This window comes from Rhodobacter ferrooxidans (assembly GCF_000176015.1).
In the GTDB taxonomy this organism is placed as follows: Bacteria; Pseudomonadota; Alphaproteobacteria; order Rhodobacterales; family Rhodobacteraceae; genus Pseudorhodobacter_B; species Pseudorhodobacter_B ferrooxidans.
Genome location: NZ_ACYY01000009.1, coordinates 1 through 19175, shown reverse-complemented (window position 1 = coordinate 19175; position 19175 = coordinate 1). Strand labels below are relative to the sequence as shown.

The 19175-nt window shown below is 66.9% G+C and carries 23 protein-coding genes and 1 pseudogene; 10 read left to right on the top strand and 14 right to left on the bottom strand.

What is annotated here, in order from left to right; genetic code table 11:
* The first annotated feature begins 4 nt into the window (after positions 1 to 4).
* The 7 genes from RSW2DRAFT_RS08210 (at position 5) to RSW2DRAFT_RS08180 (ending at position 5095) form a co-directional block, all read left to right on the top strand.
* A complete protein-coding gene (locus RSW2DRAFT_RS08210; protein ID WP_008029876.1) occupies positions 5 to 454 on the top strand; it encodes an urease accessory protein UreE in 450 nt (149 codons plus the stop codon).
* Positions 444 to 1082, top strand: coding sequence for an urease accessory protein UreF (locus RSW2DRAFT_RS08205; protein WP_040671862.1), 639 nt, complete (start codon positions 444 to 446; stop codon positions 1080 to 1082). Before RSW2DRAFT_RS08210 ends, RSW2DRAFT_RS08205 begins: the two co-directional genes overlap by 11 nt.
* Positions 1079 to 1699: an urease accessory protein UreG gene (ureG, locus tag RSW2DRAFT_RS08200; protein WP_008029873.1), complete on the top strand. Its 621-nt coding sequence runs from the start codon at positions 1079 to 1081 to the stop codon at positions 1697 to 1699. The genes RSW2DRAFT_RS08205 and ureG overlap by 4 nt, the downstream gene beginning before the upstream one ends.
* Positions 1700 to 1924: 225 nt before the next feature.
* Positions 1925 to 2737, top strand: a complete 813-nt coding sequence (locus tag RSW2DRAFT_RS08195; protein ID WP_198008082.1) for a UDP-2,3-diacylglucosamine diphosphatase — start codon at positions 1925 to 1927, stop codon at positions 2735 to 2737.
* Positions 2734 to 3846 (top strand): ceramide glucosyltransferase, encoded by a 1113-nt coding sequence (locus RSW2DRAFT_RS08190; protein WP_008029871.1) that lies wholly within the window; start codon positions 2734 to 2736, stop codon positions 3844 to 3846. Before RSW2DRAFT_RS08195 ends, RSW2DRAFT_RS08190 begins: the two co-directional genes overlap by 4 nt.
* Complete coding sequence (locus RSW2DRAFT_RS08185) at positions 3843 to 4418, top strand: DedA family protein (RefSeq protein ID WP_008029870.1); 576 nt, start codon at positions 3843 to 3845, stop codon at positions 4416 to 4418. The genes RSW2DRAFT_RS08190 and RSW2DRAFT_RS08185 overlap by 4 nt, the downstream gene beginning before the upstream one ends.
* The gene (locus RSW2DRAFT_RS08180; protein WP_008029869.1) at positions 4415 to 5095 is read left to right on the top strand and encodes a glycosyltransferase; all 681 of its coding nucleotides are present in this window, start codon (positions 4415 to 4417) and stop codon (positions 5093 to 5095) included. The genes RSW2DRAFT_RS08185 and RSW2DRAFT_RS08180 overlap by 4 nt, the downstream gene beginning before the upstream one ends.
* A 137-nt stretch (positions 5096 to 5232) precedes the next feature.
* Here RSW2DRAFT_RS08180 and gfa read toward each other — a convergent pair whose 3' ends face one another.
* From gfa to RSW2DRAFT_RS08140, 8 genes are all read right to left on the bottom strand, one after another.
* Positions 5233 to 5829 carry an S-(hydroxymethyl)glutathione synthase gene (gene gfa / locus RSW2DRAFT_RS08175; RefSeq protein ID WP_008029868.1) on the bottom strand — a complete coding sequence of 199 codons (597 nt, stop codon included), beginning with the start codon at positions 5827 to 5829 and terminating at the stop codon, positions 5233 to 5235.
* 123 nt (positions 5830 to 5952) lie between these two features.
* Complete coding sequence (locus RSW2DRAFT_RS08170; protein WP_008029867.1) at positions 5953 to 6747, bottom strand: ABC transporter permease; 795 nt, start codon at positions 6745 to 6747, stop codon at positions 5953 to 5955.
* Positions 6744 to 7463: an ABC transporter ATP-binding protein gene (locus RSW2DRAFT_RS08165; RefSeq protein ID WP_008029866.1), complete on the bottom strand. Its 720-nt coding sequence runs from the start codon at positions 7461 to 7463 to the stop codon at positions 6744 to 6746. The genes RSW2DRAFT_RS08170 and RSW2DRAFT_RS08165 overlap by 4 nt, the downstream gene beginning before the upstream one ends.
* On the bottom strand, positions 7460 to 8107 hold the full coding sequence (locus RSW2DRAFT_RS08160; RefSeq protein WP_008029865.1) for an ABC transporter ATP-binding protein: 648 nt from the start codon (positions 8105 to 8107) through the stop codon (positions 7460 to 7462). The genes RSW2DRAFT_RS08165 and RSW2DRAFT_RS08160 overlap by 4 nt, the downstream gene beginning before the upstream one ends.
* Complete coding sequence (locus RSW2DRAFT_RS08155) at positions 8104 to 8883, bottom strand: ABC transporter permease (protein WP_008029864.1); 780 nt, start codon at positions 8881 to 8883, stop codon at positions 8104 to 8106. Before RSW2DRAFT_RS08155 ends, RSW2DRAFT_RS08160 begins: the two co-directional genes overlap by 4 nt.
* Positions 8858 to 9838 (bottom strand): ABC transporter substrate-binding protein, encoded by a 981-nt coding sequence (locus RSW2DRAFT_RS08150; protein WP_008029863.1) that lies wholly within the window; start codon positions 9836 to 9838, stop codon positions 8858 to 8860. The genes RSW2DRAFT_RS08155 and RSW2DRAFT_RS08150 overlap by 26 nt, the downstream gene beginning before the upstream one ends.
* A gap of 90 nt (positions 9839 to 9928) precedes the next feature.
* Positions 9929 to 10897, bottom strand: a complete 969-nt coding sequence (locus tag RSW2DRAFT_RS08145; RefSeq protein WP_008029862.1) for a PQQ-dependent catabolism-associated beta-propeller protein — start codon at positions 10895 to 10897, stop codon at positions 9929 to 9931.
* Between the two features lie 4 nt (positions 10898 to 10901).
* The gene (locus RSW2DRAFT_RS08140) at positions 10902 to 12089 is read right to left on the bottom strand and encodes an ABC transporter substrate-binding protein (RefSeq protein ID WP_008029860.1); all 1188 of its coding nucleotides are present in this window, start codon (positions 12087 to 12089) and stop codon (positions 10902 to 10904) included.
* Between the two features lie 123 nt (positions 12090 to 12212).
* On the opposite strand from RSW2DRAFT_RS08140, the gene RSW2DRAFT_RS08135 reads away from it, so the two are divergent.
* The 3 genes from RSW2DRAFT_RS08135 to RSW2DRAFT_RS08125 are packed head-to-tail and all read left to right on the top strand — an operon-like array spanning position 12213 to position 14177.
* Positions 12213 to 12719 (top strand): DUF3280 domain-containing protein, encoded by a 507-nt coding sequence (locus RSW2DRAFT_RS08135; RefSeq protein ID WP_008029857.1) that lies wholly within the window; start codon positions 12213 to 12215, stop codon positions 12717 to 12719.
* 8 nt (positions 12720 to 12727) lie between these two features.
* Positions 12728 to 13261, top strand: a complete 534-nt coding sequence (locus RSW2DRAFT_RS08130) for an SRPBCC family protein (protein WP_008029855.1) — start codon at positions 12728 to 12730, stop codon at positions 13259 to 13261.
* Positions 13233 to 14177 (top strand): beta-propeller fold lactonase family protein, encoded by a 945-nt coding sequence (locus RSW2DRAFT_RS08125; protein WP_008029853.1) that lies wholly within the window; start codon positions 13233 to 13235, stop codon positions 14175 to 14177. The genes RSW2DRAFT_RS08130 and RSW2DRAFT_RS08125 overlap by 29 nt, the downstream gene beginning before the upstream one ends.
* A 3-nt stretch (positions 14178 to 14180) precedes the next feature.
* On the opposite strand, the gene RSW2DRAFT_RS08120 is transcribed toward RSW2DRAFT_RS08125, so the two are convergent.
* From RSW2DRAFT_RS08120 to RSW2DRAFT_RS17405, 6 genes and pseudogenes are all read right to left on the bottom strand, one after another.
* Complete coding sequence (locus RSW2DRAFT_RS08120) at positions 14181 to 14717, bottom strand: PQQ-dependent catabolism-associated CXXCW motif protein (RefSeq protein WP_008029851.1); 537 nt, start codon at positions 14715 to 14717, stop codon at positions 14181 to 14183.
* Complete coding sequence (locus tag RSW2DRAFT_RS08115) at positions 14714 to 15574, bottom strand: substrate-binding domain-containing protein (protein WP_008029849.1); 861 nt, start codon at positions 15572 to 15574, stop codon at positions 14714 to 14716. The genes RSW2DRAFT_RS08120 and RSW2DRAFT_RS08115 overlap by 4 nt, the downstream gene beginning before the upstream one ends.
* On the bottom strand, positions 15534 to 16115 hold the full coding sequence (locus RSW2DRAFT_RS08110) for a c-type cytochrome, methanol metabolism-related (RefSeq protein WP_008029847.1): 582 nt from the start codon (positions 16113 to 16115) through the stop codon (positions 15534 to 15536). The genes RSW2DRAFT_RS08115 and RSW2DRAFT_RS08110 overlap by 41 nt, the downstream gene beginning before the upstream one ends.
* A 119-nt stretch (positions 16116 to 16234) precedes the next feature.
* Positions 16235 to 18037, bottom strand: a complete 1803-nt coding sequence (xoxF5, locus tag RSW2DRAFT_RS08105) for a lanthanide-dependent methanol dehydrogenase XoxF5 (protein WP_008029845.1) — start codon at positions 18035 to 18037, stop codon at positions 16235 to 16237.
* 148 nt (positions 18038 to 18185) lie between these two features.
* Complete coding sequence (fghA, locus tag RSW2DRAFT_RS08100) at positions 18186 to 19016, bottom strand: S-formylglutathione hydrolase (RefSeq protein ID WP_008029843.1); 831 nt, start codon at positions 19014 to 19016, stop codon at positions 18186 to 18188.
* Positions 19016 to 19175: pseudogene (locus RSW2DRAFT_RS17405) on the bottom strand (S-(hydroxymethyl)glutathione dehydrogenase); the annotation flags it as partial. The gene fghA and the pseudogene RSW2DRAFT_RS17405, both read right to left, overlap by 1 nt.

Genomic DNA, 19175 nt, shown 5'->3' with positions numbered 1-19175 from the left:
TCCGATGACCCCGCTTGCCATCGCCCGTCAGGTTCTGCTTTCCGGCCAATGGGATACCGCCCATGACCGGGTGACTTTGGACTATGAACAACGGTTGCTGCGGCGCAAGCGGCTGGGGACTGACAGTGGTGCCGATTTCATGCTCGATCTGGCCGAGGTGACCAATCTGCTGCCCGGGCAGGCGCTGCTGCTGGACGATGGCCGGGTGATCGAGATTGCGGCGGCGGCAGAGCCGGTGGTGGTGATCCGTGGCGCCCTGCCGCGGCTGGCCTGGCACATCGGCAACCGTCATACCCCCTGCCAGGTGGCCGAGGATCATCTGCTGATCCGCCGCGACCCGGTGCTGGAGGCAATGCTGGCGCAGCTTGGGGCGGCGCTGCAACCGATGATGTTGGCGTTTCATCCCGAGGGCGGGGCCTATGGCCATGGCCGGACCATGGGCCATGACCACTGAAGCCGCCGACCGACTGGCGCTGGCGCAACTGCTGTCGCCGGGCTTTCCGGTGGGCGGTTATGCCTACAGTCAGGGCCTGGAGCAGGCGATGGTCGATGGATCGGTGCGCAATGCCGCCAGCCTCGCGGCTTGGGTGGCGGCGGTGCTGCGCAGCGGCACGGGCCGGATGGATGCGATTTTTCTGGCCCATGCAAGGACCGGCGATCTGGACGCCCTTGCCGATCTGGCCTTTGCCTATGCGCCCTGTGCGGAACGGGCCGCCGAGATGCGCGATCAGGGCGCGGCGTTCGGGCAGGTGGTGGCGCGGCTGACCGGGGTCGCGCCACCGCCCTTGCCTTATGCGCTGGCGGTGGGCCATGCGACGCGCGGCATGGCGTTGCAAACCCCGGAAATACTGGCGCTGTGGCTGCACGCCCAGGCGGCACAACTGATTTCGGCGGCGGTGCGGTTTCTGCCCTTGGGCGGGGCCGATGGGCAGGCGGTGCTGGCATCCCTTTCCCCGCTGATCCTGCAACTGGCGGCAAGCTGCGCGCAGGCCAGCCTTGACGACCTTGCCAGCGCCGGTTTTGCCGCCGATCTGGCGGCGATGCGGCATGAAACCCTTGAGGTCAGGATATTCCGGTCATGAACAGCAAGCACGGCCCGCTGCGGGTGGGGATCGGCGGCCCGGTGGGTGCGGGCAAGACCACGCTGACGGAACAGTTGTGCCGGGCCTTGGCGCATCGCTGCTCGATGGCGGTGATCACCAACGACATCTACACCCGCGAGGATGCCGATTACCTGACCCGGGCGCAGGTGCTGGCCGCAGACCGCATCCGCGGCGTTGAAACCGGCGGCTGCCCGCACACCGCGATCCGCGAGGATGCCAGCATCAATCTGGCGGCCGTGGCCGACCTGCGCCGCAACTTCCCCGACCTTGACCTGATCCTGATCGAATCCGGTGGCGACAATCTGGCGGCGACCTTCTCGCCCGAACTGGCCGATATCTCGATCTACGTCATCGACACTGCCGCCGGTCAGGACATTCCGCGCAAGAAGGGGCCGGGGGTGACGCGGTCGGACCTGCTGGTGGTGAACAAGATCGACCTCGCCCCGCATGTCGGCGTCGATCTTGCCTTGCTGGAGCAGGATACCAAGGCCGCCCGTGGCAGCCGGCCCTATGTGATGGCGCGGCTGCGGGCGGGGCAGGGGGTGGACGCGGTGGTGGCGTTTCTGCAAGCCGAAGGCGGGCTGGCGCTGGCGTAACCCGCCGTTGGCTGCGGACCCAAGCCCTGCCATCGCCGCGTGCGATCTGTTTGCCATCAAAAGCACATCACACCGACCCAGGTTAATGCACAGACTCGGTGCCGTGACGAAAACTGTCACAAAGTGCCGGTAAGTTCCGGGCCATCACCAAAGCGGCTTGCACCGGGCAGGCCGCAAGGCGCGGGGCTGCCAAGGAAAGGCATGTGCCGCGGGAAGGAGCCGATCTTGAGCCTGCCACCTCACACCCCAGTCCGGCCTGTCCGCGACCACCGCAGCCTGTTCCTGTCCGACCTGCATCTGGGGTCGCTCAGCTGCCGCGCCGATCTGGCGCTGGCGTTTTTGCAAGCCAACCGCGCCGAGCGCTATGTGCTGGTGGGCGACATCCTTGATCTGTGGCGACCGATGCCCGCGCATTGGAGCCAGGCGGCGCAGGGGGTGATCGACCATCTGGCGGCGCGGCAGGCCGAGGGGGCCGAAGTGGTGTATCTGCTGGGCAACCACGACCCGCATCCCGATACCGTAGCACACCCCCGCCGTATTCCCGCCCAGGCGCTGACCGAGATGGTGCATCACGCCGCCGATGGCCGCCGCTTTCTGGTGGTGCATGGCGATTGTCAGGACCACCGGCTGTTGCGCTTTCACATCCTGACCCGGCTGGGCACCCGGCTGGATCACGGCTTGCGGCTGTTGGACCATTGGCTGGGGCGTCTGGCGTGGCGGGCGGCGCCGCAGCGGCGCAGCCTGATCGAGGCGTTGTTGTCGGGTCTCAACGCCGCCCTCTATCCCACCCGGGGGCACGAGCGGCGGCTGGTGCAACTGGCCCGCGCGGGCGGCTATCACGGGGTGATCTGCGGCCATTTCCATCTGGCGGCGCTGCATGACGACCACGGGCTGATCTATGCCAATTGCGGCGACTGGGTGGACAGTTTCACCGCCCTGGCCGAGGATTTCGACGGGCGGCTTGGCCTGATGGGCGGGCGCGCCGCCTTGGCACCCCTGCCGCGACCGATTTACGCAAGCAACGGGGTGTCGCCATGATCGCGCTGGTACTGTGGCTGGTGGCGGGTGGCTTTCTGCTGGCGCATCTGGCCAGCATCGCGCTCTATCTGCGGCGGTTGCACCGCCCGGTGGGCGAGGGCATTATCGGTCGGCCCAGGCTGACCCTGCTGCGCCCGGTCTGCGGGCTGGACGCGCATGACGCCGAGACGCTGGAAAGCGCGTTTCATCAGGATTACCCGGCCTACGAGGTGATTTTCTGTGCTGCCCGGGCCGATGATGCCGCCGTGCCGCTGCTGCGTCGGCTGATCGCGAAATACCCGCAGGTTCCGGCGCGGGTGCTGATCGGCGCGGCCGGAAAATCGGCCAATCCCAAGCTGGACAATGTCTGGAAGGGCTGGGCTGCGGCGCAAAGCGACTGGATCTGCATGACCGACGCCAACCTGATGCTGCCGCCGGACTATCTGCAAACGCTGGTGCGGTGCTGGGGGCCGCAGACCGGCATGGTGTCCTCGCCCGCCATCGGCACGCGGCCCGAATGGGCGGGAGGGCATCTGGAGGCGGCGTTTCTGAACAGCAATCAGGCGCGGCTGCAATTTGCCGCCGACAGTCTGGGGTTCGGCTATGCGCAGGGCAAGACGATGTTTTTCAACCGTCCGCTGCTGGAGCGCGCCGGGGGCCTGCCCGCGCTGCACCGCCATCTGGCCGAGGATGCCTGCGCCACGCTGGCGATCCGCCGTCTGGGGCTGAAGGTGACGCTGCCGCCGCTGCCCTTTGCGCAGCCGGTGGGCCGCAAAAGCGTGGTGCAGGTCTGGAAGCGGCAGTTGCGCTGGAGCCGGGTGCGCCGCGATGCCTTCCCGGCGCTGTTTTTGTTCGAGATCGCCAATGGCGCGGCCTTGCCCATGGCGGTGGCGGGCGCTGCACTGCTGGCCTCGGGCGGGACGCTGTGGGGGCTGCTGCCGTTGCTGGCGCTGTGGTATGGGGCCGAGGTGCTGCTGCTGCGGCAGGCGGGTTGGCCCGCCGGCTGGCGCGATATTGCGGCGCTGCCGCTGCGCGATCTGGCGATGCCGGTGCTGTGGGCGGCCACCTTCCTGCGGCGCGGCTTTGAATGGCGCGGCACGGCGATGGCGGACAAGGGGCAGGCGGCATGACCTCGGAAATGGACCTGCTGGCGCTGCTGTCCAGCCATGGCATCGCCATTCTGGCACCGCTTGCGATACTGGAAGGCCCGATCATCACGTTGATCGCGGCCTGGCTGGCCAGCCTTGGGGTGCTGGTGCTGTGGCAGGTGCTGGTCTGCGTGATCATCGGCGATCTGGTGGGCGACAGCATCCTTTATCTGGTGGGCCGCTATGGCATGGGCCGGGTGCCGCTGGGCTGGCAACGCTGGATCGGGCTGAACCGGCGGCGCATGGTGCGGCTGGCGCGGACGTTCCAGCACAGCGGCATGAAGATCCTGATCATCGGCAAACTGACCCATGCGGCGGGCTTTGCGGTGCTGCTGGCGGCGGGGGCGGCGCGGATGCCGTTTCCGGCGTTTCTGGCTGCAAACTTCATCGCCACCGTGCCGAAAAGCCTGAGCCTGGTGGCGCTGGGTTCTCTGGCGGGGGCGGCTTATGGCCAGATCGCTGACGGCCTCTATTGGGCGTCGCTGGCGGTGATCGGGTTGCTGGTGCTGGCCGTCACCTTGCGGCACAAGCTGGTCGCCTGGGGCGCTCCATGACCATCGCCTGCCTGATCCCGGCCTGGAACGAGGCCGCCCGGATCGGCGGCGTGCTGCAAGCGGCGCAAGACCATCCGCTGATCGACGAGCTTCTGGTGATCGACGACGGCTCGACCGACGCCACCGCCGAAGTGGCGCATCAGCATGGCGCGCGGGTGCTGGCGACGCCGGGCAACATCGGCAAGACCGCGGCGCTGGCGCATGGGCTGCGGCAGACCGATGCCGAGCATGTGCTGCTGCTGGATGCCGACCTGCTGGGGCTGACCGCGGCGGACATCACCGCCCTGCTGCGCCCGGTGATCGAGCATCGGGCGGTGGCCACGATTTCCTTGCGCGGCAATGCGCCCCGCACCTGGCGGCTGATCGGCATCGACTACATCTCGGGCGAGCGGGTGATCCCGCGGGCGCTGCTGGTGGCGCATCTGGTGGCACTTGAGGCGCTGCCGCGCTTTGGCTTCGAGGTGTTCCTGAACCGGCTGCTGATCGCCGCCAAAGCGCCGGTAGAGATTGTGCGCTGGCCCAATGTCGCCAGCCCGTCGAAGGCCGCCAAGCGCGGGCGGCTGGCCGGTCTGCGCGCCGATGCGGCGATGATGACCGACATTTTCCGCACCATCTCGCCCTGGCAGGCGCTGGTGCAGATCCGGGCGTTGCGGGCGTTGGCTCCCACGACGCGCTGATCCACGCCCCGCGGTGCGTTCAAACAGGGCGCCGATTGCCCTTTGGGCCGAGGACGGAAAGATTGCATCCATCGGTGACGGACTGCTGCCCTGCCGCAGAAACGGCACGGCAACGGCACGGCGCGCGGCCATCGACGTCAGGCTGGCAGTTTGCCCGATTGTTTGGCGACATGGGTGGCGATGGCGTCCATCAGCGCCGGTGACAGCGCGTCATAGGGCGGCAGGCCGATCTCGGTCAGCCGGGCGCGGATCGCGGGCATCTTGTCGGGGCTGACGCCGCTTTCGATCACCGACGACACGAAGGCGGCAAATTCCGGCGCGGCCCAGCCCTTGGCATCGCTGAGTTCGGTGTGAATGAAATCAAGGCCATAGAACGGGTGGTTCTTGTTCTCGATCCGGCCGTACATATGCACGCCGCAATCCTTGCAGGCATGGCGCTGGATGGTGGCATTGGGGTCCACAACCACCAGCTTGTCGGCGCCGGAGATCACCTCGACCTTGTCGCGTCCGACCACCGCCACTTGCGAAAAGATCGCCCCCGCCGGTTTCCAGCATTTGGTGCAGCCGCAGGCGTGGTTGTGCGCGGTCTGGCCGCTGATGCGCACCTTGACCGGATTGGTCTTGCAATGGCAGGTCAGCGTGCCGCCGGAAAACCCCGGCGCGGTCGGGGCGATGCCATTGTCGATCGCGGGATGCAGTGCCAGCACTTTCTTTCTCCTCCACAGTTTGAACATTGTTTCCTCCGCCAGTTTTCCGACCAGCCGCGGGGTCGTCGTGCCCCGGTTCCGGCCTTAGCCTCTGCGCAAATCCGCCTTCCGGCAATACAGCCGAAAGTCGGGGTTTTGGCCGGGCAGCGGCTATCCCGGCCGGCGCCGCTGCATCGCCCGCGCCGGGTCGTAGCCCCAGAGGGCCGCGGCCATGAACAGCGCGCCGCAGCCCACCACCCAGGCCAGTGCCGTCAGGTTCAACTGGCCGTAAAGCGCAAAGCGGATCAGTTCGACCGCATGGGTGAACGGGTTCAGCGCGCAGATGTCGCGCAAGAGGGGCGAGCTTTCCGCCATCCGCCACAGCGGGTAAAGTGCCGACGACAGAAAGAACATCGGGAAGATCACGAAGTTCATCACCCCGGCGAAATTCTCCAACTGCCGGATGGTCGAGGACAGCACCAACCCCAGCGCCCCCAGCATCAGCCCGCTGGCCAGCAGCGCAGGCAGCACCGCCAGATACCCCCAGGGCGGCACCGTGATTCCGGTCAGCGCCGCGATGCCCAGAAACACCGCCACTTGCAGGATCGACACCGCCACCCCGGCCAGCAGTTTGCTGAACAGCAGCCACCAGCGCGGCAGCGGCGAGGTGAGCAAGAGCCGCATCGAGCCCATTTCCTGATCATAGACCAGCGACAGCGACGACTGCATGCCGTTGAACAACTGGATCATGCCGCAGAGGCCGGGCAGGATATAGACCTCGTAGGTGATGTAGGTCTGGTAGGGCGGGATGATCGACAGGCCAAGGGCTGCACGAAACCCGGCGGCGAACACCACCAGCCAGACCAGCGGCCGCACCAGTGCCGCCAGAAACCGGCCGCGTTGCTGCACAAAGCGCATGGCCTCGCGGCTGACGATGGCGGCAAGGGCGGTGGCATAGGCGCTCATGCGTCCTCGCCTGCGGTCATGGCCATGAACGCATCAGCGAGGGGTTGGCCTGCTGCGATGGCGGCGGCGGTGCCCTGCGCCAGCACCCGGCCGCGGTGCAACACCACCACCTGATCGGCAGGGCCGATCTCGTCCACCAGATGCGTGGCCCACAGCACCGCCATGCCGCCAGCCGCCAGATCGTGGACATGGGCGGTGATGGCGCGGCGGGAGGCGGCATCCAGCCCGACGGTGGGTTCATCCAGCAGCAGCACGGCGGGGGCGTGGATCAGGGCGCGGGCGATCTCCATCCGCCGCCGGTGGCCGCCGTTCAGCACCCGCACCGTCTCGCCTGCGCGTTCCAGCATGCCCAGCCGGTCAAGGGCCGCGTCGATGGCCATGGCCGCCGCGCGCCCCGACAGCCCGTGCAGCCCGGCGAAGTAGCGCAGGTTGCGGCGCACCGTCAGATCAAGGTCCAGCGTCGGTTGCTGGAACACCACGCCGATGCGGGCAAGTGCTGCACGCGGCGCTTGGGCAAGGTCGAACCCGGCCACCCGGATGCGGCCCTGACGGCTGACCATCAGCCGGGTCAGCAGCGCAAACAGCGTCGATTTCCCAGCACCGTTCGGCCCCAGCAGCGCGCAGAACTGCCCCGGTGCCACCGCAAAACTGACATCCTCCAGCGCCACCCGCGGCCCGTAGCGAAAGCCCAGCCCGTCGATCTGCAAGCCGGTCATGCCACCCCCTTGTGCCGACCGGGCTTGCTGCGGTCGGGCACCGGCTGCGGCGCGCAGGCCAGCGTCGCCGGGCGGCCGACCAGCCGCAGGATGCGCCCGGCCAGCCGTTTGGCCTCGGCCTCGGAATGGGTGACAAGGATGGTGGCGGGGCGGGTTTCGGCAATCAGCGCCTCGGTCAGCGCCAGCATGTCCTCGGCGGTGTCGGCATCCAGCGACACGAAGGGTTCGTCCAGCACCAAAAGCTCGGGCTTGCCCGCAAACGCCCGCGCCAGCGCAAGCCGCCGCTGCTGGCCCAGCGACAACTGCCGCGGAAAGGCGCGTGCCTTGTCGGCCAGACCGACCCGATCCAGTGCCGCCAGCGCCGCGGCATCGCAAAGCCCCGGATGCAGCAGCGTCAGGTTCTGCAACACGCTGCGCCAGGGCAGCAGGGTTGGTTCCTGAAACACCATGCCCATGCGCGGCGGCGTGGTGATCTTGCCCTCGAAATCCCGGTCGATGCCGGTGATCAGCCGCAGCAGCGTCGATTTGCCGATGCCCGAGGCGCCGAGGATGGCGATACATTCGCTGCGGCCCAGCGAAAAGCCGATGTCGCGCAGCACCTCGGTGCTGCCGAACGTCTTGCGCGCTACTTCGACCCGGATCATGCCAGCCTCCAGCGCCGCACCCGCGCCTCGGCGGGTTGCAGCAGCAGCCATTCCACCACCAGCATGACCACGATGAACGACAAGGCATAGACCAGCACCATGCCGACGTTATAAAGCTGGAAATACAGGTGAATCTGAAAGCCGATGCCGTTCGAGCGGCCCAGGAATTCCACCACCAGCACGATTTTCCAGATCACTGCGATGCCGGACCTTGCAGCCCCGGTGATGAACGGCGCCAGTTGCGGCAGCACGACATGCCGCAGCCGCGCCAGCCGTCCCATGCGGTAAACCCGCGCCATCGCCGCCAGATCGGGGCTGAGCGCCCGCGCCCCCTCGCGCAGCAGGGTGGTGACATTGGGGATCTTGTTCAGCACCACCGCGGTGATCGCCGCGGTCTCGTTCAGCCCGATCCACAGATAGCACAGCACGATCAGCACCAGTGCCGGCAGGTTCAGAAACACCACCAGCCAGGGGTCGAGCCAGCGGTCAAGGCCCGGATAGCGCCCCATCGCCAGCCCCAGCGCCATGCCGATGCTCATCGCCAGCGCGAAGGCCCAGACCACCCGCCAAAGCGTCATACCCAGATGAAAGGGCAGTGCGCCGCTGGCCATCTCGCGGCCAAAGGGTTCGGCCAGCGCCCAGGGGGCGGGCAAGACCGACGCATCGGCGGTCAGAATGGCGGCGCCGACCCAGACCAGCAGCAGCAGCCCCAGCGACAGGGCGCGCACCACTGCCGCCGGGGTTTGCGCCTTATTGGGTGGCAAGGAACACCCCATCCGGCAGAGTGGTGGCCTTGCCGACCAGATCGGCACCGCCGAGGTCCGCCAGCAGCCGCAGGAAACGGTCGGCGGCAGCAAGATCGACCGGCGCGCCGCTGGGAATACCGGCGCGGTAGCCGTCGCGCAGCGCGGCAAATTCGGCGTCATTGGCGACGTTCATCCGTTCGCGCAGCGGCTCCCATGCTGCATCATTGCTGCGCAGCATTTCCTTGGCCGACAGCGAGGCGCGGTAAAGCCCCGAGGCAAGTTCGGGGTGGGCGGCGACGTATTCGCCGCGCAGTGCATAGCCCAGCAGCGGCGTGTCGGGGTCCAGCCCCAGCGCCGTGGCGGCCTCGGTCACGGTGACCAGGTCATGCATGCCCTGCACCTTCATCTTGGCCAGGAAATGCCAGAAGTTGATCGCCCCCGCCGTCTCGCCGCCCAGGGCGGCCTTGAAGATCAGCGGCGGCGCGCCATAGACCTGCTCGGTCTGGCCGGCCAGATCAAAGCCGTATTCCTGCTGGGCATAGGCGCGCAGGATCAGCCAGCTTTTGTCCAGCGGCCCGCCGGCGATGCCGATCTTCTTGCCCGCAAGGTCGGGCAGGGCGGTGATGCCGCTGTCGTCGCGCACCACCAGCCCGCCCACCGCCCGGGAATAGGGGATGAACACGAAATCCTTGCCCTCGGCCCGCTGCATGGCGACCCAGATCCAGTCGGTGACCATCACATCGGCCTCGCCACCCTCGACCGCCACCCGGGTGGCGCCGTTGTCGGCATAGTCCTGCACCGCCAGCGTGAAGCCGTTGGCGGTATCCAGGCCGTTGGCCTTGATGGTGGCGATCTCCCAGTTCACCGTGCCCGAGGCCAGCAGCGCCGCGCGCAGCACCGGCAGGTCTTCGGCCAGCACCGGAGCCGCCAATGCCGCCACCGCAAGGCCGCCCAGCAGCCGTTTCATCCAGGTCGCAATCGTCATGTGGTTTCCTCCCTTTGGTCTGTTTCGGGCGCGGTGCTGCGGAGCGGGAATTGCGGCCTTGCGCGCCGCTTGCCCTGAAAGCCTGTGCAATCAATCGGGTGCCACCACCACGCCCCAGGGCTGTTCGCCCACCTGAACCGAGCGGATGACGGTCTGCGCCTGCACGTCGATGATGCTGACATCGTTGGAATTGCCGCTGGTCGAGATCAGGAAGGCTTCGTCGGGGGTGAAGGCCAATTGCCAGACCCGCTGGCCGACCAGCAGATAGTCGATCACCGCGTCGGTGGCACCGTCGATCACCGCCACCCGGTTGGCCGGCCCCAGCGCCACGAACACCCGGCTGCCGTCACGGGTGATGCGCACCCCCACGGGTTGTATCCATTCCGGCAGCACGCCGGGGATCGCAAAGCCGATCTTCCTTGTCACCACCGGTTTTTCCGCGGTCAGGTCGATCACCGACACCGTGCCGCCGATTTCCGAACTGACATAAAGCTTGTTGCCGTCGGCGGTGAACTGGGCATAGCGCGGTCGCTGGTCCACCAGCACATTGTCGGTGATCTGATAGCTGGTGGCGTCGATGAAATGCGCCATGTTGGTGGTTTCCGAGGTGTTGACGAACATCTGGCCATCGGGGGCAATCGCCATGCCCTCCGGCTCTACCCCCACCGGCACCTCGGCCAGCACCTGACGGGTTTTCACATCGACAACCGTCACCAGATTGTCATTCTCGTTGGCGATATAAAGCGGGTTGCCCGAGGGGTGCAGCACGAACAGTTCCGGGTCGGCACCCGAGGGCAGGGTGTGCAGTTCGCGGTAGGTTTCGGGGTCGAACACCCGCACGGTATCGTCGTCCGAGGCGGCGACGTAAAGCTCCTTGCCATCGGGGCTGATGGTGATGCCGCGCGGACGGTTGCCTGCCGGGAAGGTGGCGATCACCTCCCAGGTGGCGCTGTCCAGCACGGTGACGGAATTGCCGCGCTCGTTGGTGACGAACACCTTGTTGGCCAGTGCCGGGGGGGCGGCCAGCAGCAGCGCGGCAAGGATCAGGGCGGGTTTCATGCGGTCAGCCTCCAAACGCGGTGCAGGTGGTTTCGGGCGCATCGGTGCCCAGCGTGTCCAGCGGCGACACCTGATGCAGATAGCCGTCCTGCGGCGACACCGAGACCGTCATCCGCCCGTCCGACAGCAGGATCGGCTGGCGCAACTGGCCGTTCCAGGGCCGGAAGGTCAGCTTCTGCCCCTTGAAGGCGGCCAGTTCAAAGCCGTCCGAAAGGGCATAGGCGCGCAGGGTGGCGGGGTCGGCGCTTTGGCTGCGGGTCACCGCCTCGCCGATCACCCGCAGCGCCAGCCAGACCTGATAATCTGCCTCGCGCATCGACCGGCCTGCCAGCTTTTCGAAGCGTTCCTGAAACTGCGCCGCCCCCCAGGCCTCCAGCGCCGCATCCCAGGTGACGGGGCGCAACCCCGCCGAGCCAACGACCGGCCGCGCATCCCAGGTGTGATACGGCAGGTAGGCGGCAAACACCTCGGCCTCGTCGGCGGCCAGCACCACGTCATGCGCCGCAGCGCGCTGGGTGAACACCGGGATCTGGCGCTGCACCAGGGCAATGCCGGTATCGGCCTGCCGCGCGCCGCCGGTATCGGCAAATTCGCGTTCCTCGACGATGCTGGCGCCGAACTTCGCCGCCGAGGCGCGGTAGGCCTCGGCCAGCGCCACATCCTCGGGGTGCGAGCCGTGGATCAGCAGCAGTTTCGGCCACTGCTTCCACATCAGGAACTGCACCAGCGCATCGGTCAGCATGGCACGGCTGGGGGCGACGTGCAGCACATTGGCGCGGCAATCGGCGTTGCGCAGCGCCTCGTCGCGGGCGGTGGCGTTCAGCAGCAGCACTTGCGGCCCGGCACTGTCGGCCAGTGTGGTCAGGGTGGCGGCATCGGCCATCAGCACGACGATGCCGATGCCTTCGGCCCGCAGCGCGTCGAACGCCGCCTGCGCCTGATCGGGCGGCACGCTGGCGGTTTGCAGGCTGTAGTCGATGCCAAGAAAGCCGCCGGTGGTCTGGTTGTCCTGCTGGCCAAGCGCCGCCCCGGCCAGCCCCAGATCGGCGGGCGGCAGGTCCAGCCGCGACAGCGGCAGGGGTGCCGCGCTTTCGATCTGCAGCAGGCCCACCTTCACCTCCAGCGCCAACGCCGGACCGGCGGCGAAAAGGGCGGCCAGAACCACGGCTATGAAGGCACGCAAACCGGGCATCGACGGCATTCCTGCTGGCTGTTTCCATCCGCTTGAACCAGCATGGTGGCCGCGAAATCCGCGCCGCGGAACCGATACTTATGTAGCATTGTCGCCCCCCGGCGCGCCGTTACACTTCCGGCCATGGCACGCATCCTGATCCTGCTATTGGCCCTGTGGCCGGCGCTGGCTTTCGCCGCACTGGACGATCCCCTGGCACCGGGTGCCAAGGTGGCATTCCTGGGCATCACCTTCCTCGATACCTCGACCGAGGGCGCCTATAACGGCGTCCGCGCCGACGAGACCGCCCGTATCCCGCTGCTGGAAAACGCCGTGCGCCAGCGCTTTTTGCAGGAAGGGTTCGTGCTGCTGCCCACCGATGCGCTGGCCGCCGAACTGGCCGCCACCGCCAACCCCGCCGACTGCTATGGCTGCGAGCGGCGGATGGCGGCAAAGCTGGGGGCCGACTATGTGCTGGTGGGCGAGGTGCAGAAGGTGTCGAACCTGATCCTGGCGATGAATCTGGTGCTGCGCGACGTGGACAGCGGCACCATGCTGCGCGGCATGTCGGTCGATATCCGCTCCAACACCGACGACAGTTGGCTGCGCGGCATCCGCTACATCCTGAAAAACCACTTCTTCAAACCATGAGGGCCAAGATGCGCATATGGCGATATTTGATGCTGATCGTTCTGGCGGTGCTGCCGTCGCTGGCCTTGGCGCATGGCCCGACCCGGCAGAAAACCGTGCTGTCGGTGGATGTCGCGGCCCCGCCGGCCGAGGTCTGGGCGGTGATCGGCAATTTCCACGACATGAGCTGGCATCCGCTGGTATTTTCCACCACCGGCGAGGGCGGCAACGCGGTCGATGCCAAGCGGCTGTTGACGCTGGGTGCCGCCGATGGCCCGACGATCGCAGAAGTGCTGACCAAATACAGCGCCGAGAAGATGAGCTATTCCTACATGATCGAGGCGGTCGATGTGGCGGTGCTGCCGGTCACCAATTATTCCTCGCATCTGACGCTGACGCCAACGGCGGCGGGCGGCACCCATATCGAGTGGAAAGGCGCGTTCTATCGCGGCTATCCCAACAATGACCCGCCGGAAAACCTGAACGATGCCGCGGCGATTGCGGCGGTGAACGGGGTGTATCAGGCGGGCTTGGATGCGCTGGTGGCGCGGTTTGGCCAGTAGGCTTGCCGCCGCCCTGCTGCTGGCGCTGGCTGATCCGGCAGCGGGGCAGGTGGCCTATGTCACCAACCAGTCCAGCAGCGATCTGAGCGTGATCGACCTTTCAGCGATGACCGAGGTGGCGCGGGTGCCGGTGCCGGGAAATCCTGCCGGGGTGGCGCTGGGGCGGGACGTGGTATTCACCGTCAGCCCCGAATCCAAGACCCTGCGCCGGCATGCCTTGACCGATGGCGCGGTGCAGGCCGAACTGGTGCTGGACGGCGGGCCGATGGGGGTGGCGGTCGATGCCGCTCGGGGCCGGGTGTTCGTCTCCGACTGGTTCAACGCCCGGGTCTGGGTGATCGGTGCCGCCGATCTGGCGGTGCAGCGCGAACTGGCCACCGGCAGCGCGCCTGCGGGGCTGGCGCTGTCGCCGGACGGGCGCTGGCTGGTGACGGCGGACCGCGATGCCGACCAGCTTTCGATCTTTGATGCCGAAACCCTGGCGCTGCGGCACAGCGTCAAGGTTGGCCAGCGGCCGTTCGGGGTGGCCTTCGCGCCGGACGGGCGGGTGTTTTCCGCCGATGTCGGCAGCGATTCCGTCAGCGTGGTCGATCCGGCCTCCGGCACGGTGCTGGGCCATGTCGCCACCGGCAAGCGACCCTACGGGCTGGCCTTCGCCGCCGGGCGCGGCTTTGTCACCAACCAGTATGCCGACAGCGTGACGGTGTTCGATCTGGCGACTTTGGCGGTGCTGGCCGAGGTGGCGGTGGGCGAGTATCCCGAAGGCATCGACGCCACCGCCGATGGCCGCCGCATCGTGGTGGCCAACTGGTTTTCCAACAGCCTGTCGGTGATCGACGCGCAAAGCCTGACGCTGCTGGGCGAGGTGGCCACCGGCGACGGCCCGCGCGCCTTCGGGACGTTCGTGGCGGATTAGCCGCTATTGCCCGCCCGGCTCCGGCTGCAATTCCGCGCTCGGATAGCCCTGTGCCAGCCAGCCGTCGCTGCCCTGCGGATACCAGAACACATGGGTATAGCCGTAACCCTGCGCCCGTTTGGCGGCGTTCCACGACATCCAGCACTCAGAGAGGCAGAAGAACACCAGCGGATGATCGGGGTCATTGCCGCTGGCCTTGGCCAGCCCGGCGCGGAAATAGTCATGCATCACCGGCGCCAACTGGCCGTAGCCCACATTGGCCAGCCACAGCGCCCCGGGGATCGAGACGCGCGGCGCCTCGTGCCAGATCGTGCCTTCGGGCAGGTCGGCGGGCTTGGGTGCCCGCGGCAGCGCGTCGATGAAGGCCACGCGGTCGGTTTTCCACAGCGCAAAGGCGGCCTCGGTCGAGATCACCGTGCCGCCTTCCAGGGTATCCGGCACCGGGGCGCGGTAATTGTCCTGCCGGTAGGCGGCGGGGTCTTCCTGCGCCAGCGCCATCACAGGGGCAAGGCACAGGCACAGCACGGCCACGCGGATCATGGTGCCACCGCCAGCGGTCCGGTGCCCATGTCGTTGATCAGCGGCACCCCCGCCTCGGCCAGAATGCTGTTGATCTTGCCCTGATTGCGCCGGATCAGTGAATTCAGCTTGCGCTCCCAGACCTTTTCGCCCTGCCGCACCCCCATGGTGATGCGGTAGAAAAGCTTGGGCGGCGCGGTTTCGGCCAGCAGCGGCGTGATTTTCAGACCCGGATGCGCCTGCGCCACCAGCGGCCCGCCGATCGGCCCCCACAGGATGGCGGCGTCGATCGTCCCTGCCTCCAGATCGGCCAGCATGTCCTCGGCCGGCGACTGGTAGCGGCGGTCCACCATCAACTCATAGCCCTTGGCCAGTGGCATCAGCCCCAACCGCGCCAGATGCGAGGCGGGCGGCGTTCCGGCCACTACCCCCAGCCGCTGCCCTTGCAACACCGGATCGGCCAGCGAGGTCACCCCCGCAAGCGGCCCCGCAGCCGCCACGATCAGCACATAGGCCGAGGTGTAATAATGGTTGGTGTTCAGCACCATCTCGTCGCCCTGCGCATAGCCGATCACCACGTCACATTCGTTGGCCTGCAAGGTGCGGCGGATGAAACCGGTGGCCATCGGAAACCAGGTGTAGTGCAGCGGCAAGCCCAGCTCGGCGGCGAAGAGATCAGCGATGTGGTTCTCGAACCCGCTGCCATCGGTGCTGGACAGTGGCAGGTTGGCCGGATCGGCACAGACCCGGAATTCGGTTTTCGCCACCAGATCCGAGGTCTGCGCCAGACCGGGCGTGCCGCAGGCCAGCAGCAGCGCCAACGCCAGCCGGGCGGCATTACAGCCCAAGGCAGGCCGCTTCGGCATCGCGGATTGCATCGGGCTTGGGTTCCTTTTTCGACGGGCGCCCGCGCGGCAGCGCCTCGGAGCCGCGGGCCTTGAGATAGGTGTAGATGTCGTCCAGATAGCACATCACGTTCGGGTTGGTGCCGAAGGTCGGCATCACCTGGTTCTGCGCCGCGTTCACCACGGTGCGGCCATTGGCCACCACGGCGATGAAGTCGTAATAACTCAGCCGCACCGCCGAATTCTTGATGGCCGGCGCATAGGCCGAGCCTTCGCCCTCGGGGCCGTGGCAGACGTGACATTCGGAATGATAGCGGCGAAAGCCGGAATAGGTGGCCCAGTCCATCGTGCCATCGGCGGCGATCTTGAAGGTGGGCACGCCATCGGCGGTCAGATAGCGGCCGCCCTCGAAGGTGACGGCGGTCAGGTTGTCGGCGGCCGCCGCAGCAGCGGGGGTCGCGTCGGGTGTGGCAACAGCGTTCGGGTCGGGGGCGGTCTGAGCCAAAGCCCCGCCATCGGTCAGGGTCGTTGCGGCAATCACCGCCAGCGCCGCGCAGAGCGTTCCTTTGGTCATCATGCGTCCTTTGAGCAGTCGGGCTTTGAGCAGTCGGGCTTTGAGCAGGCTTCAGAAGTCGAAGGATCGGGCTGGCGCGGCAGGGAAAACCGCGCCAGCCCCCTTGGCGCAGGGTCAGATCAATCGGGCAGCGCGAACACCGTCAGCGTGCCGCCAAGCGCGGTATAGTCGCTGAGCGCCGCATAGCCGCCCACCGCCCCCAGACCGTCGTTGGGGTTGGTCAGCCCCGCCGCCAGACCGATCCCGGCCCAGCCGCCGACGCCCGAATAGACCGCGACGTATTGCTTGCCGCCGTGGCCATAGGTCATCACGTTGCCGATGATGCCCGAGGGGGTCTTGAAGCGGTAAAGCTCGGCGCCGGTATTGGCATCGACCGCCTTCAGATAGCCTTCCAGCGTGCCGTAGAACACCACATCGCCCGCCGTGGCCAAAGCCCCGGACCAGACCGAGAACTGCTCGGGCAGCGACCACTTGATCTTGCCCTCCTTGGCGTCCCAGGCGATGAAGTTGCCCATGCCGCCATGGCTGTCAGGTGCCGGATACATCGCCAGTGTGGCCCCGACATAGGGCTGCCCGGCGGTATAGCTGACGCGGAACGGCTCGTAGTCCATGCAGACATGGTTGGTCGGCACATAGTGCAACTGGGTCTTCGGCGAATAGGCCGAGGGTTGCTGGTCCTTGCTGCCCAAAGCCGCCGGGCAGATGCCGGTCGAGTTCACGTCCTCGCCGTTCTGCTGGGTGGAATAGGCGGCCACCACCTGCGGGCGGCCATACTGGTCCGAGGCCGGGTCCATCACGACTTCGCTGGCCCAGTTGACCTGCGGGTCGTATTTCTGCGCCACCAGCAATTCACCGGTCACCCGATCGAGCGTATAGCCAAAGCCGTTGCGGTCGAAATGGGTCAGAAGCTTGCGATCCACTCCGCCGATCTGCTGTTCGGTCAGCACCATCTCGTTGACGCCGTCAAAGTCCCATTCGTCATGCGGGGTCATCTGATAGACCCATTTGGCGACGCCAGTATCGGCATCGCGGGCCCAGATTGTCATCGACCAGCGGTTGTCGCCCGGCCGTTGCGACGGGTTCCAGGTCGAGGGGTTGCCCGAGCCGTAGTAGATCAGGTTCAGCTCCGGGTCATAGGAATACCAGCCCCAGGTGGTGCCGCCGCCGATCTTCCACTGGTCGCCCTCCCAGGTGTTGGTGCCGGAATCCGGCCCCACCGGCTTGCCCAGATGCGTGGTGTTGACCGGGTCGATCAGCGTGTCGCTGTCGGGCCCCATCGAATAGCCGCGCCAGGCCAGGCTGCCATCGGCGATGTTGTAGGCCGTCACCGACCCGCGCACCCCGAACTCGCCACCCGAGATGCCGACGATCAGCTTGTCCTTCACCGGCATCACCGTGGCGGTGTTGGTCTCGCCCTTGGTCGGATCGCCGTTCTTGACGCTCCAGACCACGGCGCCGGTCAGCGCATCCAGCGCCACCACCGTGGTATCGGCCTGGTGCAGGAAGATCTTGCCATCGGCATAGGCCACACCGCGGTTCACCGTGTCGCAGCACATCACCGGGATCACCGTCGGATCCTGCACCGGCTCGTAGCGCCAGATGATCTTGCCGTTGTCGTTCAGGTCCAGCGCATAGACCTTGTTGGGAAACGGCGAGTGGACATACATGATGTCGCCCACCACCAGCGGCGAGCCTTCATGGCCGCGCAGCACCCCGGTCGAGAAGGTCCAGGCCACCTGCAGGTCCGCGACGTTGCCGGTGTTGATCTGGTCAAGCTCGGAATAGCGCTGGTTGGCATAGTCGCCGGTCTGGATCACCCATTGGTTCGGGTCGTCGATCAGCGCCTGCAACGCGGGGTTGGCGCTTACGCTCAGCGCACCTCCCAGCGACAGCGCGGTGGTCAGCAGAATTATTCTGTTCATTGTCACCTCCCATGTGATTGTCCCCGATCAGGGCCTGCCCCCTGCGCCCCGGAAAGACCTTGCGGCCTCCTTCTTTCCGGGATCGGTTTCGCGCGAAATCCTTGGTGTCAGTCGGTATCCGGTCTCCTTTCGGGGGCTGGCGGGGCGGTCATGCCGCCAGCAGCCGTTCGGCGTGCCAGCGCACGTGGTCTTCGCCAAAGCTGGCGACGAAGGCATAGCTGTGGTCGTAACCGCCCTGCAGCCGCAGCGTGGCGGGCTGGCGGCGGCTGGCGATCAGCCCGGCCAGCACCTCGGGGCGCAACTGGTCCAGAAACTGGTCGGCGGTGCCCTGATCAATCAGAATGTCGCCCGGCCAGCCATGTGCGGCCAGCAAGAGGCTGGCGTCATGCCCGGCCCAGGCCGCCTCGTCATCGCCCAGATAGGCCGAGAACTGCCGCCGACCCCAGTCCGAGCGGGTCGGGTTGCTGATCGGCGCAAAGGCGGAAACCGAGCGGAACAGCGCCGGATTGCGCAGCGCGATGGTCAGCGCGCCATGGCCGCCCATCGAATGACCGGTGATGCCGTGGCTGCCGTTCAGCGGCAGCGCCTCGGCCAGCAGGGCGCGCAATTCGTGCACCACATAGGCGAACATCCGGTAGTGGCGGCTCCAGGGTTCCTGCGTCGCATCGACATAGAACCCGGCGCCCTGGCCCAGATCATAAGCGTCGTCGTCAGCCACCCCGGCGCCGCGCGGCGAAGTGTCGGGAAACACCAGCGCCAGCCCGTATCTCGCGGCATGTGCCTGCAACCCGGCCTTGGTCATGGCGTTCTCGTGGGTGCAGGTCAGCCCGGAAAGATACCACAGCAGCGGCACCGGATGCGCCTTGGCCTGCGGCGGCAGGAAAACGCCAAAGGTCATCTCGCAGTCGCAAACCGCCGAGCGGTGTCGGAACACCGTCTGGGTGCCGCCGTGGCTTTGGCTTTGCGACAGGATTTGCATCAATACACCACGACCGACCGGATGGATTCGCCGGAATGCATCAGGTCGAACCCCTTGTTGATGTCGTCCAGCGTCAGGATATGGGTGATCATCGGGTCGATCTGGATCTTGCCGTCCATGTACCAATCCACGATTTTCGGCACATCGGTGCGACCCCGT